Here is a 15,905-nt window from a genome sequence, read left to right on the forward strand (position 1 = left end):
CGATGACACCGTCCGATATCCGGCAATGCGCCGAGCGTGCGAACGCGAGCGGCCTGCCGCTGCCGACGCCGCGCGTGCAGCGCACCCACCTGTCGCTGTTCGTGCGCGACCCCGTCCGCTCGAGCATCTGGTACGCCGACGTGCTCGGCATGACGGAAACCGCGCGCGACGCGCAGTGGGTGTTCATGTCGTTCGGCCAGAAGCACCACGACATCGCGCTGATTCGCGCGGCGTCCGATGCGGAGCTCGGCACGATCGGCCTGCAGCACTACGGCCTCGAAATCGCCGGCGGGCTGACCGAATTGCGCCGCCTGTACGGGATGCTGATTCGCCGCGACGTGCCGATCGTCAAGATCACCGACCACAAGGTCGGGATCGGCGTGTATTTCACGGACCCTGACGGCAACCGGCTCGAATTCTTCTGCGAAATGGTCACGGACGATGAAGAGGGCAAGCGCGTGCTGCATCGATACAACGCGCCGAGCGATCCCGTCCAGCTCGAACCGCTGTTCGACTGAAACGCCGCCTTTCAATCCGCATCATCGACGTCTTATATAGGAATGCAAATGAGCAAGACCGCCAATTTCGAAGGCTTTCACATCCGCAAGTGGTACACGCAGATCGAGGATTCGCTCGCGAACGAAACCGGCCAGCTCGCGGATGGCGAGCCGCTGCGCAAGATCGTGATCGCCGCGGCCGTTCACAACCCGTATGCAGGGCGATTCAGCGAAAACCTCGACGATCTCGTGCGCCCGTCGCCCGCGCTCGGCAAGGAGTTTGCGCGACGCATCGAGTCGCTCGCGGACGGCCGCGCGATCGAGAGCTACGGCAAGGCGTGCCTGGTCGGCTCGGCCGGCGAATACGAACACGGCAACGCGTTCCTCACGTCGATCTTCGCGGAGCCGATCCGCGCGGCGCTGGGCGGCGGCAAATCGTGGGTGCCGTCGAGCGGCAAGCGCGGCCCGATCAATACCGTGATCGACGTGCCGCTCGCGCACAAGGATGCACTCTACGTGCGCTCGCACTACGACACGGTGACGTGCCTGTTTCCCGACGCGCCGAACGACGACGAAGTGCTGGTGATCTTCGCGTTCGCGACCCGCGGGCGGCTGCATGCACGGCTCGGCGGCCTGAAGGCGAGCGAGATCGTCGGTCGCGACGGTCTGGTCTGAGCGCGCATGCCGATCGGGGAGCACATCATGAACACGGTATCCGTCAAGGATGGATGGGTCGACAGCGATGGACTGCGGCTGCACTACGTGAGCTGGGGGCGCGACGATGCGCCGGCCGTGGTGATGCTGCACGGCTTGCGCAGTTACGCGCATACCTGGGCGCCCGTCGCCGATGCGCTGGTCGACCGCTACCGGGTCGTCGCGCTCGATCAGCGCGGGCGCGGGCTGAGTGACTGGGATCCGCGGCGGGACTACTACGCGGCAGCCTACGTGCGCGATCTCGACGCATTGGTGCGCGCACTGGGCCTGCGACGATTCGTGCTGGTCGGGCACTCGATGGGCGGCGCCAATGCGTTCGTCTACGCAGCGTCGCAACCGGAACGGCACGCAGAAAGGCTCGCCGGCCTCGTGATCGAGGACATGGGCCCCGGTGCGTCGGCCGGCTCGCCGGGTTCCGAGCGCATCAAGCGCGAGCTGCAGGAAACTCCGGACGCGTTCGCGTCGTGGGACGACGCGCGCGCGTTCTGGCGACGCCAGCGGCCGAACATCACGGAATCCGCGCTCGATTCGCGCCTCGCGCATTCGCTGAAAGAGGGCGAGCAAGGCCGGATCGTCTGGCGTCACGATGCGCAAGGGATCGCGGCGGCACGGCTGGCCGCGACGCCGGAGCAGCTCGTCCATCTGTGGCCGCTGATCCTCAACCTGCACGTGCCCACGCTGTTGTTGCGCGGCGGCGACTCGGATTTCCTGTCCGCGGACGTGGCGGCCGAAATGGCGGCCGCCCATGCGGAAATCGAGCGGATCGACATTCCCGGCGCGACGCATTACGTGCACGACGATCAGCCCGATGCGTTCAATCGCGCGCTGCGCACCTGGCTCGATCGTCTCGAAGACCCTGCATGGCGCGGGGGAGGCGTGGGCGAATGAAAGCGAATAACCGGAACCGGACCTCGGTCGCCATCGTCGGCGCGGGGCCGAACGGCGCGGCCATGGCGAACCTGCTCGGCCTGTATGGCGTCGATACGATCGTCGTCGAACGGGCGCCGCGGATCGTCGAATTCCCGCGCGCGGTCGGCATCGACGACGAGGCGCTGCGGCTGTTTCAGACGGCCGGCCTGGCCGACGAACTGAGCCGCGACATCATCCAGAACGTGCCGCTGCGCATGTTCAAGGCGAACGGCGAATGTTTCGCCGACATCCGTCCGTCGATGCGCGAGTTCGGCTGGTGGCGCCGCAACATCTTCATGCAGCACCTGGCCGAACGCACGCTGCGCGATGCACTGGCACGCTATCCGCACGTGTCGCTGCGTACGGGCGAAGAGGTCGTCGGTCTGGAGCAGGACGACGAATGCGTGACGCTTCAGGTACGCGCCGCCGACGGGCAGCAATACGAACTCGATGCCGACTACGTGGTGGCGGCCGACGGCGGGCGCAGCCCCGTCCGCGAGATGCTCGGCATCAGGCTGGCCGGTACGACGCATCCGATGAAGTGGGTCGTGGTCGACGTGAAGAACGCGCGGCTCGACCAGCCGTGTACCGCGCTGAACTGCGATCCGCGCCGCCCGAACGTCTGCATTTATCTGCCGTTCAACTATCGACGCTGGGAATTTCTCGTGTTTCCGCACGAGGACGAGGAGGCGATCGCGCAACCGGAGTCGATCCGCGCGCTGATCGCGCCGTACGTCGACGACGTCGATCGCATCGAGATCGTGCGTGCGCGGACCTACACGCATCACTCTCGTGTGGCCGAACGTTTCGTCGCCTGCCGGGTGGCGCTCATCGGCGATGCCGCGCACCTGAGTCCGCCGTGGATCGGCCAGGGGCTGAACGCGGGACTGCGCGACGTGGGCAATCTGGCCTGGAAGCTGGCGGGGGTCGTGAACGGCACGTTGCACCGGAGCGTGATCTCGACGTACGAATCGGAGCGGCGCGACCATGCGAAAGCGATGATCGATCTCGCGGACACGTTCGGCGCGATGCTGATGCCGACCAGCCGTCTGGTCGCGTTCCTGCGCGACCGGTTCCTCGGGCTCGCGCGGTATGCGCCGGGTCTGAAGGACTACGTGCTGCAGATGCGCTTCAAGCCGATGCCCAGCTATACGCACGGGGTCGTGGTCACGGGCACGTCGGACGCCGTCGGGCGCATGATCGTCCAACCCGACGTCGAAACGGCCGACGGTGCACGTCGCAAGCTCGACGACGTGCTCGGCCCGTGGTTTGCGATCATCGGCTGGCGATGCGATCCACAGGCATGCCTGAGCGACGACGATCGCGCGTTCTGGACCGCGCTGGGCGCGAAATTCGTGCAGATCGTACGGTCGCGCAGCGGAACGTGCCGTGAGCAGCGCATCGCGAGCGCGCACGACAGCGTGTGCGTCGAGGACGTCGACAACGCGATGGCCGAATGGTTCGACCGGCACGCGGCGCCGCTCGTCGTCGTCCGTCCGGACCGCTATGTGGCGGCGCAGACGGACACCGCCGGCATGGCCGGCGTGACCGCGGCGTTCCAGGCGTTTGCAGCGCGACAACGGGAGACCGCGGATGTTTGTTGAGCAACGCACCTACACGCTGGTGCCGGGCGGCGTCGCCGAGTATCTGCGGCTGTATGCGGAATGCGGTCGCGCGCCGCAGGAGCACGCACTCGGCACGATGGTCGGCTGTTTTGCGACGGAGATCGGGCCGCTGAACCAGCTCGTCTATCTGTGGGCGTTCGAGTCGCTGGACGATCGCGCCCGGCGTCGCGCGGTGCTGATGGCCGATCCCGAATTCAGGACGTTTCGCGGCAAGGTCCGGCATCTGCTCGTCCGGCAAAACAACCAGATCCTCCGACAGGAAATCGGCGGCCTGCTGCGTGCACCGCCATCGGTCGCGTGATGCGACCGTCACCCTGTCCATCACGCATCGCGCCGTCTCTACCGAGGTATCCGTCTTGATCCCGTTTACGCCCCTGACTTCCCGCATGACGCCCGACGCGCAACGCGATTACGCGTCGCTCCATCTATATATCGACGGCCGGTTCCTTCAGGCCGACGGCCGGCGCACGCAGCCCGTGCTCGATCCGGGCACCGGCGGCGTGCTCGGCGACCTGCCGCATGCGACATCGGACGATATCGATGCAGCGGTGCGCGCCGCGCATCGCGCGTTCGCGACGTGGCGCCGCGAGTCGCCGCTCGCGCGCTCGGACATCCTGCGTCGCGCGGCCGCACTGGTGCGCGAGCGGGCCGAGGCGATCGGCCGCCACATCACGATGGACCAGGGCAAGCCGCTTCGCGAGGCGATCGCCGAGGTCGTGTCGTCCGCCGAACAGCTCGAATGGCATGCGGAGGAAGGGCGTCGCACGTACGGCCGCGTCGTGCCGTCGCGCTCCCCGGATGTTACCCAGACGGTGCTGCGGGAACCGATCGGCGTGTGCGCGGCGTTCTCGCCATGGAATTTTCCGTTCAGCCAGGCGATGCACAAGATCGCGGCCGCGCTTGCGTCGGGGTGCACGCTGGTGCTGAAAGGGCCGGAGGAATCGCCGAGCGCGATCGTCGCGCTCGCGCGCATCTTTCACGATGCCGGCTTGCCCGCGGGCTGCCTGAACATCGTCTGGGGCGTGCCTGCCGACGTGTCCAGGCAACTGATCGAGTCGCCGCTGGTGCGCAAGATCTCGTTCACGGGTTCGGTGCCGGTCGGCAAGCAACTGGCGGCGCTTGCCGCGTCGCACATGAAGCGCATGACCATGGAGCTCGGCGGGCATGCGCCGGTGCTGGTCTGCGCGGACGCGGAAATCGAACGCGCGGCGACGATGCTGGCCGCGTACAAGTTTCGCAACGCCGGGCAGGTTTGCGTATCGCCGACGCGTTTCTTCGTGCAACGCCCGGTGTTCGACCGGTTCGTCGCCGCGTATCTCGACGCGGTCGGCAAGATTCGCGTCGGCTACGGGCTGGAGGCGACGACCACGATGGGGCCGCTCGCGCATGCACGACGCGTATCCGAGATCGACGCGTTCGTCGCCGACGCGAAGGCAAAAGGGGCAGAGATTGCCGCGGGTGGGGCGCGCTTGGCGGGCGCGGGGCCGGGGCACTACTTCGCGCCGACGGTCGTGCTGGGCCCGGCGCGCGACACGCGGCTGATGAACGAGGAGCCGTTCGGCCCGATCGTCGGGATCGTGCCGTTCGATGCGCTCGACGATGCGCTCGACGAAGCCAACCGCTTGCCGTTCGGCCTCGCGTCGTACGCGTTCACGACGTCGTCGCGCCATGCGCACCGGATCGGCCGTGCGCTCGAGGCCGGCATGGTCAACATCAATCACTTCGGCATGGGGCCGGCGGAGATCCCGTTCGGCGGCGTGAAGGACAGCGGTTTCGGCAGCGAGGGCGGCACGGAGACGTTCGACGGCTATCTGGTCACCAAATTCATCACGCAGATGAACTGACCGGGCGCCGGTAGACGATCGGGCGCGGCATCGTTCGCGACGCCGCGCGAATGCTCAGGTGGCGTTGCCGATCTGGGCGGTGGCGTCGATCAGGAGCTTGCCGAGTACGTGTTCGTCGAACAGTGCGAAGTGTTCGGCGCGAAAGATCAGCGACAGGCTGCTGTTGACATCGCCGCTGCTGGCGGTGCGAATCGGTGCGGCGATGCCGACGAACCCGGCGTCGAGCTCGCCGCGCGAGATCCAGTAGCCCGCGTCGACGATCTGCTGGCAGGCGCGCCAGAACTGCGTCCAGTCGGCGGCGAATTCGCCCAGGTCGGCGTTGTGCCGCTCATGCAGGCGTTTCAGCCGCGCGCGCGACATCGCGGCCACGATCACTTTCGACGAAGCGCCCTGGAACAGCGGCATGATGCGGCCGCGGCCGAAACCCAGTTGCAGGTTCTCGGCGCCGGTTTCGTGCATCACGTTGATGATCTGCTCGTCGAACAGCGTCGAGACGAGCGCATCGCCGCCGGTGACCTGAACCAGCTTCTGGATCACGGGCTTCGCGGCGGTGAGCGTCGGGTCCGACTGCCGCATGTTGTAGTCGAGATGGATGATGCGCGGGCCCAGCGTATAGCGGCCGTTGGTGCCGACGAGCAGGCCGACGGAAGCCAGTTCCTTCACGTAGCGATAGCACGTGGTGCGCGAAAAGCCCATGTGTTCGGCGATTTCCTCGGCGGTCATCGACGTCGCGGACGAAGAGAAGACGTCGAGGATGGACAGCATTTTGGTGAGGCTCGACATGACGTGATCCGGGATCAGGCGGCTTACGGCTATGGAACGGGAAGGACGAACGCGGCTCGGCCCGCCGGGCTGCGGCACGGCATGCGCCGCCGCGGGCGACAGGCCGTAGTCTAACGTAAGTCGTGCGGGCGGCAACCGGAACCGCATTGGCGAATGGGCGGGAAGCGGGCCGGCCGTGTCGGGTTGGATCACTTCACTGTAAATCATACGGATTCCTATTTTAAGCGATGAAATCAAGCTGGATCGATGTTGCTGCCGCGCCGGTCGGTTCACGGACGCATCGGCCGGGAAAATTCGATGAGGAGAAGCAGATGAAAGGGTGGTTCCGGATGGTGGCATGGTGCGGCTGCAGTGCCGTCGCACCGGCGTTCGCGCAATCGAGCGTGACGCTCTATGGGTCGCTGGACACGGGCGTGACCTATACGAGCGGCGTGGCGTCCGCTCCGCGTGGCGGGCGTCAGCTCGCGTTGCAGGCCGGCGTGTCGCGCAACGACGTGTGGGGCCTGACGGGCAGGGAGGATCTCGGCGGCGCCAACTTCGCGGTGTTCCGGCTGGAGAGCCAGTTCCAGACGTCGGACGGCGCGCTGACCGTACCGGGCTCCGCGTTCAGTTCACAAGCGTACGTCGGGCTCGGCGGTGACTGGGGGACCGTGACGCTCGGGCGCCAGTTCGATTTCGTCGGCGATCTGCTGCCGGCCTTCGCGATTGGCGCAAACACGCCGGCCGGCCTGCTCGCGTGGGGCTTGCCGACGAACGTGTCGGCGGGCGGTGCGCTCGACAACCGCGTGTGGGGCGTCCAGGTGAACAATGCGGTGAAGTACGTGAGCCCGACATTCGGCGGGGTCGCGTTCGGCGGCATGTGGGGATTCGGCAACGTGCCCGGCACGGTCGCACGCAGCAGCGTGCAAAGCGCGATGCTGTCCTACACGCAAGGCGCGTTCAGCGCCGCGCTCGCGTATTTCGGCCAGCATGACGTGACCGCCGGCGGCAATCTGCGCAACTTTTCGGGCGGCGCCGGCTACAACGTCGGGCCGTTTCGTGTCTTCGGCATGGTGTCGGACGTCCGGATCAGCGCCGCCGCGCCGTTGCGGGCCACCACCTATGACACCGGGTTGACCTATGCCGTCACGCCGTCGTTGCAGCTGGGCGGCGGTTTCCAGTACCAGCAGCGCGGCGGCGATATCGGCTCCGCCAACCAGGTCACGTTGAGCGCCGACTATTCGCTGTCGAAACGTACCGGCCTTTACGCGGTATTCGCACGCGGGCACGACAGCGCGTATGGCGCGCAGGTCGAAGCGGCGCTCGGCGGGGCGGCGTCCGGCTCGACGCAGACCGCCGTTCGGCTCGGGCTGCGGCATCAGTTCTGACGACGCGGGAACACACGGGCTCGCGCGTGCGCCACGCGCGAGCCCGTGTTTTTCCACCGGATTCAGAAACGATGCATCATCCCGACGCGCAACGCCAGCTGGTTGCGGCCCGACGACTGCCCGGCCGTGCCCAGCACGTGCGCGTAGTCGAAGTCGGTGCTGGTATGGCCGGTCGTATGCTGGTACGCGCCCTGGATGTACGTCGAGGTCCGCTTGCTGAGGTCGTAGTCGAGCATCATCGACAGCTGGTGCCAGCTCGGCGACGCATCGCCCGCCGCCGTCGCGACATGCGCATGCGTGTAGGTATAGGCGGCGCCGAGCCAGAGGTCCGGCCAGAAGAAGTACTGGCCGTTGACCTCGAAGTTGTCGAATTTCCACGCGTTCTGCGAGCCTGCCGCCGGCTGGTTCGTGAAGTAGAGATTCGACTCGGGGTTGGTCACGTCGACGTGAGAATACGCGGCGGACAGCGTCAGCTTGTCGCTGAGCTTGTACGATGCGCCGGCATCGATGTTCTGCTGCGAGCGGCCGCTGAAGACCGTGTCGTCGCTCGACAATGCGCCGCCCGCGGTTGCGCCGCCGTTGTTGGCCTTCAGGTACGCGACGGCGGCGGAAAATGCGCCGGCCTGGTACTGCACGGCGGCGCTGTAGACCCGGTTCCGGGCAAAACCGCCCGCCTGATTCGCGAGCCCGTAGAGCACTTCGCCCTTGAAGCCGCCATATGTGGGCGACACGTACTTGACGCTGTTCTGGATGCGGTAGTCCCAGTCGGCGTTGTCGTTGTCGTACGGGTGGGCGCCGAAGTCGCCGAGCCAGTTGCCGGTGGCCGTGAAGGTACTCCACATGTCGAGCGTGGGGTCGTACTGGCGGCCGAACGTGAGCGTGCCGAACCGGTCGGAATCGAGGCCGACGTAGGCCTGCCTGCCGAACATCCGCGACGTCACGCCGAGCGCGCCGGTGCTCGCGTTGAAGCCGTTCTCGAGCTGGAACAGCGCTCTCAGCCCGCCGCCGAGGTCCTCGGTGCCTTTCAGCCCCCAGTTGCTGCCCACGGTATCGCCGCTGACCATCTGGTACGCCTTGCTGCCGCCCGCGTTGCTCGTGAAATTGACGCCTTCGTCGATCAGGCCGTATAGCGTCACGGTGCTTTGCGCATGGGCCGTCAGGCCGAATCCCATGGCGCTCGCGGCCGATACGGCCGCCATCATCTTCTTCATCGTCGATCTCCAGGTGGGGACGGCCCACGCGGCGTGGTTTCCGACGGCATGCGGCGGCACCGGACACGTGTGGAAAGTCCGTTTGTCGTTAGTAAAACGAAATATAAAATGCGAAGAAGATCGGCCCGCCGCGATCGCGGCGGACCGAATGACGAACCTCGCCGGGCGCGAGGTTCCGCGTGGCGGCGGCGTTACAGCATCCGCCGCAGCACGTCGTTTTCCGGATTGCGATCGAAGAACCGGTGTTTCAGCGCGCCGAGTACATGCAGCACGATGAGTGCGAGCAACGTGTAGGCGAGCGTCCGGTGCAGCCACTGAAACGCCTCGAACCAGTGGTCGTTCTTCGGCAGCAACTCGGGTACGCGGAAAAAGAAGAACGGCACGCCGTCGCTCTGCGTAAACGTGCTGGACATCGAGTAACCCATCAGCGGCACGATAATCGCGAGCGCGTACAGCAGGTAGTGGCCGATCTTGGCAAGCTTTCGGTCGAGCGTCGGCAGCGTGGAAGGCAGCGGCGGCAACGGCTTCATCGAGCGAATCGCCAGTTGCGTGACGACCACCAGCAGCGTGAGCACGCCGAACTCCTTGTGGGTCGGGTAGTACCAGTCGAACTTGGCCGGCAGGTTGTCGTCGAGCCGGACCATCGTCCAGCCGGTCCAGAGCTGCGCGCCGATCAGGATCGCCCTGAACCAGTGCAGCAGCCGAAGCGCGAGCGGGTATTTCTCCGCGGGGAATGCAATGGCCTGGTTGTCCATTTGACTTGTCTTCCTTTGAAACGACATTGCGACAGGCGGGATGCCGATCGTCGACTTCGACGTCCCGTGGCGATCTTCGTCGAACCGAGGCCGGATGGCGAGGCGCACGAACCTTCGACGAAAAGTCCGTGCGCCGGGCTGCTTCCTGCGGTCAGGCGATCGCCCGCGAATCCGCACAGCACTCCTGCAATGCCTCGCGCAGCGTCACGGCCATGAAGTCGGCTTCGCCTTGCTGCAACGTCAGCGGCGGCGACATCACCACCTTGTTGGCGATCGCCCGCACCAGCACGCCGCGCCGGCGCGCGGCATCGGCCACGCGGGCGGCGAACCCCAGGCCCGGATCGAGCGGCGTGCGGCTGGCCTTGTCGGTCACCAGGTCGAGCGCCAGCATCAGCCCCTTGCCGCGCACGTCGCCGACCGTCTCGAAGTCGGCCTTCAGCGGCAGCAATTGCTCGAGCAGGCGCTGGCCCACCCGCGCCGCGTTGCCCGGCAGATCCTCGGCCTCGACGATGTCGAGCACGGCGAGCGACGCGGCGCAGGCGAGCGGATGCCCGCTGTACGTATAGCCGTGCATGACCACGTGCGAGAAACCCGCGCCATGTTCGATCGCGTCGGCGATCCGCCCGTTGTACAGCGTCGCGCCGAGCGGCACGTAGCCGGCGGAAATGCCCTTGGCGACGCACAGGATGTCGGCGGCGACGCCCCAGCCGCGGCTGCCGAGCAGGCTGCCGGTGCGGCCGAAGCCGGTGACCACCTCGTCGGCGATCAGCAGGATGCCGTTGCGGTCGCACACGGCGCGCACGCGCGCCCAGTAATCGGCCGGCGGGACGATCAGGCCGCCGGCGCCCTGCACCGGTTCGGCGACGAACGCGGCGATGGTCTGCGGGCCGTGGAACGCGATCGTTTCCTCGAGCTGCCGGATGCAGTGCTCGACGAGTTGTTGCGGGTCGTCGCAGTTCCACGGATTGCGATAGAGCCACGGCGTGTCGAGCAGCACGCAGCCGGGCAGCAGCGGGCCGTGATTGTAATGGTAGACGCCGTTGCCGCCGATCGACGTGCCGCCCATGTGCACGCCGTGATAGCCGTTGCGCAGCGACAGGAATTTCGTGCGCGACGGCTCGCCCGCGGCGACCCAGTACTGGCGCGCCATCTTGAGCGCGGTCTCGATCGCGTCGGACCCGCCGCTGCCGAACATCACCCGTTGCATGTCCTCCTGCGCGAACATCGCGCACAGGCGGTCGGCCAGATCGTAGACGCGCGGATGGGCGACGCCGTCGAAGGTCTGGTAGTACGACAGCTCGTCCATCTGCCGGGCGATCGCGCTTTTCACTTCCGGCCGGTTGTGGCCGACGTTGACGTTCCACAGGCCGCCCACCCCGTCGAGCATGCGGTGGCCGTCGACGTCGTACACGTAGTTGCCGTCGCCGCGCTCGATGATCACGGTGGGGGTCGTATGTCCGGCGGCCGCCGAGCTCATCGGATGCCAGAATCGTTTTTGACGCTTTTGATAGTCCATGGTGTCTCTCGTCTCTCTTGCGAAGTGCTTGAACAGGTTGCGGCGCGGTGCGCGCCGCGGGGTCACAGGGCTGCGGTGACGATCTTTTCCTCGAGGTACGAATCGAGCGCGGCCTTCGACAGGTCGCGCCCGATCCCGCTTTGCTTGGTGCCGCCCCACGGCAGGCGTGCGTCGATCGGACTCCACGCATTGATCGCGACCGCGCCGACGTCGAGCCGCTCGGCGACGCGGTGCGCGGTGCCGACGTCCTGCGTCCACACGGAAGCGGACAGGCCGAACGGCGTGTCGTTGGCGATGCGAACGGCGTCGTCCTCGGTCTCGAACGGCATGACCATGCCGACCGGGCCGAACACCTCGTCGCGGGCGATCCGCATGCCCGGATGGACGCCGCCCAGGATCGTGGGGCGCATGAAGCAGCCGCGCGGCGGCACCTGTTCGTCGCCGGCGAGCATGACCGCTCCTTCGGCGAGCGCGCCGTCGACGAGCGCACGCACGCGCGCGAGGTGACGCGGGTTGATCAGCGCACCCATCTGCACGCCGGGCTCCGATGGCGCACCGATGCGCATCGCCCGGGCCGCGTCGGCAAGCCGTTCCTCGAGTGCCTGGGCGATCGAGCGGTGCGCGAGCACGCGCGAGCCGGCCGCGCACGTCTGCCCCTGGTTCGCGAACATGCCGGCCATCAGCGACGGAATCGCACGGTCGAGATCGGCATCCGCGAACACGATCTGCGCGGCCTTGCCGCCCAGTTCGAGCGTGACGCGCTTGAAGGTCTTGGCAGCCACGCCCGCGATCGTGCGGCCGACTTCGGTGCTGCCGGTGAAGCTGATCTTGTTCACGAGCGGGTGCGCGACCAGCGCGGCGCCGACTTCCGCGCCCACGCCGTGGACGATGTTGACGACCCCGGCGGGAAGGCCGGCTTCGCAGACGAGCTCACCGAGCCGGGCGATCGCCAGCGGCGCGTCTTCCGACGGCTTGATGACCACCGGGCAGCCGGCCGCCAGCGCCGGCGCGAGCTTCCATACCGCGATCATCAACGGCGCGTTCCACGGGATGATCTGGCCGGCGACGCCCACCGGCGCACGCCGCGTGTAGCTGAGCGTCGGGCGGCCCATGAAGCCGTCGGTCGGAATCGTGCGGCCCTCGAGCTTGTCGGCCCAGCCGGCGAAGTAGCGCAGCGTGTCGATGCACATCGGGAGGTCCATCATGCGCATCTCGGCAAGCGGACGTCCCTGTTCGACGGCCAGCAATTCCGTCAGCGCATTGCCGTCGCGCTCGACGAGGTCCGCCAGCCGAAGCAGCCAGCGCGCGCGGGCCGGGCCGCCGGCGCGGGCCCAGGCGTCGGCGTGCAGCGCGGCGTGCGCGGCGCGCACCGCGCGATCGACGTCTTCGGCGGTCGATGCGGGCACGGCGGCCACGTAGTCGCCGGTCGCCGGCGCCAGTTTTTCGAAGGTGCGGCCGGCCGCTGCGTCGCAAAGCCTGCCGCCGATCAGATTCTGAATTTTCATCATGGTGTCCGTGTTTCCCAGGGGCGAATCGTCGGGCCGAACGGTGCGGCGGCGAGGGCGGCCGCCACCGTGCTGCTTCGACGTCGCATTCACTGTATGTCGATGAAATCGGGAGCCTTGTCCGCTATCGGCAATCGTTGCCGCGCGATCGGGCTAGGGAATACCCGTGCCGGCGCGACGCATCGCGCGTCGCGTCGGCAGCGGGAAATGCTCGGGGAGTGAGCAACGAGACGACGGTGCGGCGCGGCACCGTCCGGGCAGCGGCTATTGGGCAGCGCGCCCGAGTTCGCGATACAGGTCGGGGTCGCTGCGCTTCAACCGTAGCGCGGCGCGGATGCCGAGCGCGCCGACGGCGACGAGGAAATACGGAAACATCGCGACGAAGGTCGAATCCGATCCGCTCAGCACGGACAGGTTGCGCACGACCAGCACGAGGCACGCGCCGAGCGCGATCACGCTGACGAGCGGCGCGATCAGGCGGTGCACGACGCCGGCGTCCCGATGGTCGCGCGCGAAGAACGCGATCACCGAGGCTGCCACGAGGATCTGCACCGCGATGATGCCGATCGTGGCCAGCGCGCTCATCCACGAGAACACGACCGCGAACGGGTCGAGGCGAAAGGCCGCCGATCCGGCGATGGCCGCGAGCGCGATCAGCGTCTGCACCTTGCCGGCGACGTCCGGGCAACGGTGCACGGGGCACGTATGGCCGAGCTTGCGCCACAGCACGTGTTCGCGGCCCATCGCGTAGAAATAGCGCGTGATCGTGTTGTGGAACGACAGGATGGCCGCGAACAGGCTCGTGACGAGCAGCACGTTCATCGCGTCCGTCGCGATGCCGCCGAGCAGCCGGCCGCTGACGGCAAACCAGAGATTGGCCGGATCGCGCGCGGCCTGCGCGGCGATCGCGTGCTCGCCCCACGCCTCGACGATCGCCCACGACGACAGCGCGTAGAACGCCATGATGAGGATCACGGCCAGGTAGGTGGCGCGCGGAATCGTGCGCTTCGGGTCGCGCGCCTCCTCGGAGAAGATCGCCGTCGCCTCGAAGCCCATGTACGAGCCGAGCACGAACACGAGCGCGGTGCCGAGCCCGGGCGCGAACACCATCGTGGGGCTGAACGGTTTCGCGCTGAAGCCGCCGGTGCTCGCGCCGTGCACGACGATCGCGAGATCGAGCAGCATCACGATCGCGATTTCACCGATCATCAGCATGCCGAGCAGCCGGCCGCTGAACTCGATGCGCCGCGCGCCGCAGAAGTGGACCGCGACGACGCACGCGAGCGCGAACGCCCACCACGGCACGTCGACGCCGTAGTGCCGCTGGATGCTGTCGTTCAGGAAGAAGCCGAACATGCAGTAGATCGCGATCTGCACCGCGTTGTACGCGACGATCGCGACGAACGCGCCGCCCACGCCGGCAGGGCGCCCGAGCCCGTTCGCGATGTATGCGTAGAACGCGCCCGCATTGGAGATGTGCCGGCTCATCGCGGCATAGCCGATGCTGAAAATCAGGTACATCACGCCCGCCAGCACGAATACGCCCGGCACGCCGGGGCCGTTGCCGAGCGAGAACGCCGCGGGTGTCGCGCCGACCATCGCGGTGAGCGGCGCGGCCGCGGCGACGACGAAGAAGACGATGTGTGAGAGTCCGACGGCGTTCTTGCTGAGCCCCGCTTCGGACCGGGGTGACGATTCGTTCATGAGTAGTCCCGCTGGCCGGATCGTGCGTCAGGAGTCGACACCGGCATGCCTGATCGATAGCCCCGTGCCGCGCGCCGATCCTGACGAGCCGGCAAGCGATGCCGACGTTCGCCGACGCCACGGGTGTGCGCTTGGACGGCCGCTCGATGCGGTGCACCGCATGCGAGCCGGCCGACGACAAAATTTACGGTGCCGAAAAAACGGGCGTTGTCCGTTATCGGCAATCCGCATGTGTCGGCCGGCCGGGGGATTACCCGGATGCGGCGCCGCCATGCGTCTGCCGCAGGCTCAGTTCAGGCGCGGTGTGTGCGACGGCAGCTCGTGGAAATGCTGCTGGTAGTACGCGGAGAAGCGTCCGAAGTGGCAAAAGCCGAATTGCGCTGCCGCGTCGCCGATCCGTATCGTCTCGGGTGTCGTCATCAGGAAGCGGCGCACGGCGTTCAGCCGGATCGAGCGCAGATAGGCGGTCGGCGTGGTGCCGACCACGTTCTGGAAGCTGTATTGCAGCGTGCGGCGGCTGATGCGGAGGTGGTGACAGAGATCGAGGACCGTCGGTACGTCGTCGGATTCCAGCGCGATTTCCTGGCTGCGGCGCACGATGTAGCTCTGCGTCGATGCCGACGGCAGCGCCCCCGCTTCCGGGTCGTCGGACTGTACGAGATCGAGCAGGATGCCGACCACACTGTGCGCGAGCACGCGTTCGTCGAACGCATCGCGTGCGGTGAGCGAACCGCTGTCGAGCGCCTGGCAAAGCACGCGCTCGAGGCCGTTCAGTGCATTGCCGTAGCGTGCGGGCGAGATCGGCAGCACCGGCTGCCTCAGGATGCGGGCGGGGAGGTTCGCGAGTTCGTCCAGTTCGCGGTCGGCCGTGAGCGTGCGGTCGATCGTGAACGCGAGCACCTCGGTGTCGCACGGCAGGTGGGCGACGAACTCCTCGCCGCCGCGCAGGGTCAGCAGGCTCGGACGCTCGACGGCGCGCCCCTGGACCACGGGCGCGACCGCACTGGCGATCGGCAGCGCGAAGCAGAGCCGGTTGCGCGGCGCGAGGCCGTGCTGCATCACGCGCTGGTTGATGCGTTCGCGAAAGACGTGAAAACGCTGGCCGGCGACCTGGCGCAGCGTGGTCGTGGCGGTGCCCGGACTGATCTGGTCGTAGTGCTGCGACCAGTTCACGATCGCCTGGGAATGGAGGAACACATCCGAGAAGCACAGTGTTTCAGCGCGCAGGTTCATGGCGTGGCGAATGCATCCCGTTTCAAATTCGATCCCGGCCGAAGCCGGCTCATGCTGCCCGGGTGCGGGCAGCGCGGCTCGTCCTGCAGACGATCATATCCAGAAAAAAACACCGGGTGACCCGATCGAAAACCCGTTGACCCTCGTCGAGCGAGCACGTCGCGGAGGGCGACGGAGCGTAACCGAACCGAAAGAAATGCGGGGGTGCCGGACAATATCGACAAGCGACCGTCGTTGGCGAT

General features: G+C 67.2%; 14 protein-coding genes. 7 read left to right on the plus strand and 7 right to left on the minus strand.

Translation table 11 applies throughout. The features are described 5' to 3' along the window. Positions 1-2: 2 nt before the first annotated feature. From HWX07_RS07440 to HWX07_RS07465, 6 genes are all read left to right on the plus strand, one after another. The gene (locus HWX07_RS07440; RefSeq protein WP_074807686.1) at positions 3-518 is read left to right on the plus strand and encodes a VOC family protein; all 516 of its coding nucleotides are present in this window, start codon (positions 3-5) and stop codon (positions 516-518) included. Between the two features lie 48 nt (positions 519-566). After that, complete coding sequence (locus HWX07_RS07445; RefSeq protein ID WP_027809147.1) at positions 567-1,172, plus strand: amino acid synthesis family protein; 606 nt, start codon at positions 567-569, stop codon at positions 1,170-1,172. Positions 1,173-1,199: 27 nt separating this feature from the next. Next, positions 1,200-2,099 carry an alpha/beta hydrolase gene (locus tag HWX07_RS07450; protein WP_244129947.1) on the plus strand — a complete coding sequence of 300 codons (900 nt, stop codon included), beginning with the start codon at positions 1,200-1,202 and terminating at the stop codon, positions 2,097-2,099. Further along, positions 2,096-3,724, plus strand: coding sequence for a bifunctional 3-(3-hydroxy-phenyl)propionate/3-hydroxycinnamic acid hydroxylase (locus HWX07_RS07455; RefSeq protein ID WP_175875801.1), 1,629 nt, complete (start codon positions 2,096-2,098; stop codon positions 3,722-3,724). Before HWX07_RS07450 ends, HWX07_RS07455 begins: the two co-directional genes overlap by 4 nt. Then, the gene (locus HWX07_RS07460) at positions 3,714-4,046 is read left to right on the plus strand and encodes an NIPSNAP family protein (RefSeq protein WP_175875802.1); all 333 of its coding nucleotides are present in this window, start codon (positions 3,714-3,716) and stop codon (positions 4,044-4,046) included. The genes HWX07_RS07455 and HWX07_RS07460 overlap by 11 nt, the downstream gene beginning before the upstream one ends. 85 nt (positions 4,047-4,131) lie before the next feature. After that, positions 4,132-5,589, plus strand: a complete 1,458-nt coding sequence (locus HWX07_RS07465; protein WP_175781827.1) for an NAD-dependent succinate-semialdehyde dehydrogenase — start codon at positions 4,132-4,134, stop codon at positions 5,587-5,589. A 54-nt stretch (positions 5,590-5,643) separates the two neighbouring features. Here HWX07_RS07465 and HWX07_RS07470 read toward each other — a convergent pair whose 3' ends face one another. After that, positions 5,644-6,645 carry an IclR family transcriptional regulator gene (locus HWX07_RS07470; RefSeq protein ID WP_244129948.1) on the minus strand — a complete coding sequence of 334 codons (1,002 nt, stop codon included), beginning with the start codon at positions 6,643-6,645 and terminating at the stop codon, positions 5,644-5,646. A gap of 38 nt (positions 6,646-6,683) precedes the next feature. On the opposite strand from HWX07_RS07470, the gene HWX07_RS07475 reads away from it, so the two are divergent. Further along, positions 6,684-7,739 carry a porin gene (locus HWX07_RS07475; protein WP_175875803.1) on the plus strand — a complete coding sequence of 352 codons (1,056 nt, stop codon included), beginning with the start codon at positions 6,684-6,686 and terminating at the stop codon, positions 7,737-7,739. A gap of 62 nt (positions 7,740-7,801) precedes the next feature. On the opposite strand, the gene HWX07_RS07480 is transcribed toward HWX07_RS07475, so the two are convergent. From HWX07_RS07480 to HWX07_RS07505, 6 genes are all read right to left on the minus strand, one after another. Further along, positions 7,802-8,950 (minus strand): porin, encoded by a 1,149-nt coding sequence (locus HWX07_RS07480; RefSeq protein ID WP_175875804.1) that lies wholly within the window; start codon positions 8,948-8,950, stop codon positions 7,802-7,804. A 191-nt stretch (positions 8,951-9,141) separates the two neighbouring features. Beyond that, the gene (locus HWX07_RS07485) at positions 9,142-9,705 is read right to left on the minus strand and encodes a cytochrome b/b6 domain-containing protein (protein ID WP_053524768.1); all 564 of its coding nucleotides are present in this window, start codon (positions 9,703-9,705) and stop codon (positions 9,142-9,144) included. A gap of 151 nt (positions 9,706-9,856) precedes the next feature. Beyond that, a complete protein-coding gene (locus HWX07_RS07490) occupies positions 9,857-11,221 on the minus strand; it encodes an aspartate aminotransferase family protein (RefSeq protein WP_011695045.1) in 1,365 nt (454 codons plus the stop codon). A gap of 62 nt (positions 11,222-11,283) precedes the next feature. Beyond that, complete coding sequence (locus HWX07_RS07495) at positions 11,284-12,729, minus strand: aldehyde dehydrogenase family protein (RefSeq protein ID WP_175875805.1); 1,446 nt, start codon at positions 12,727-12,729, stop codon at positions 11,284-11,286. A gap of 261 nt (positions 12,730-12,990) precedes the next feature. Further along, the gene (locus HWX07_RS07500; RefSeq protein WP_175875806.1) at positions 12,991-14,430 is read right to left on the minus strand and encodes an APC family permease; all 1,440 of its coding nucleotides are present in this window, start codon (positions 14,428-14,430) and stop codon (positions 12,991-12,993) included. Positions 14,431-14,718: 288 nt separating this feature from the next. After that, a complete protein-coding gene (locus HWX07_RS07505) occupies positions 14,719-15,663 on the minus strand; it encodes a helix-turn-helix domain-containing protein (protein ID WP_175875807.1) in 945 nt (314 codons plus the stop codon). Positions 15,664-15,905: the final 242 nt, after the last annotated feature.

This window comes from Burkholderia sp. BCC0097 (genome assembly GCF_902832985.1).
GTDB classification, from domain to species: domain Bacteria; phylum Pseudomonadota; class Gammaproteobacteria; order Burkholderiales; family Burkholderiaceae; genus Burkholderia; species Burkholderia orbicola.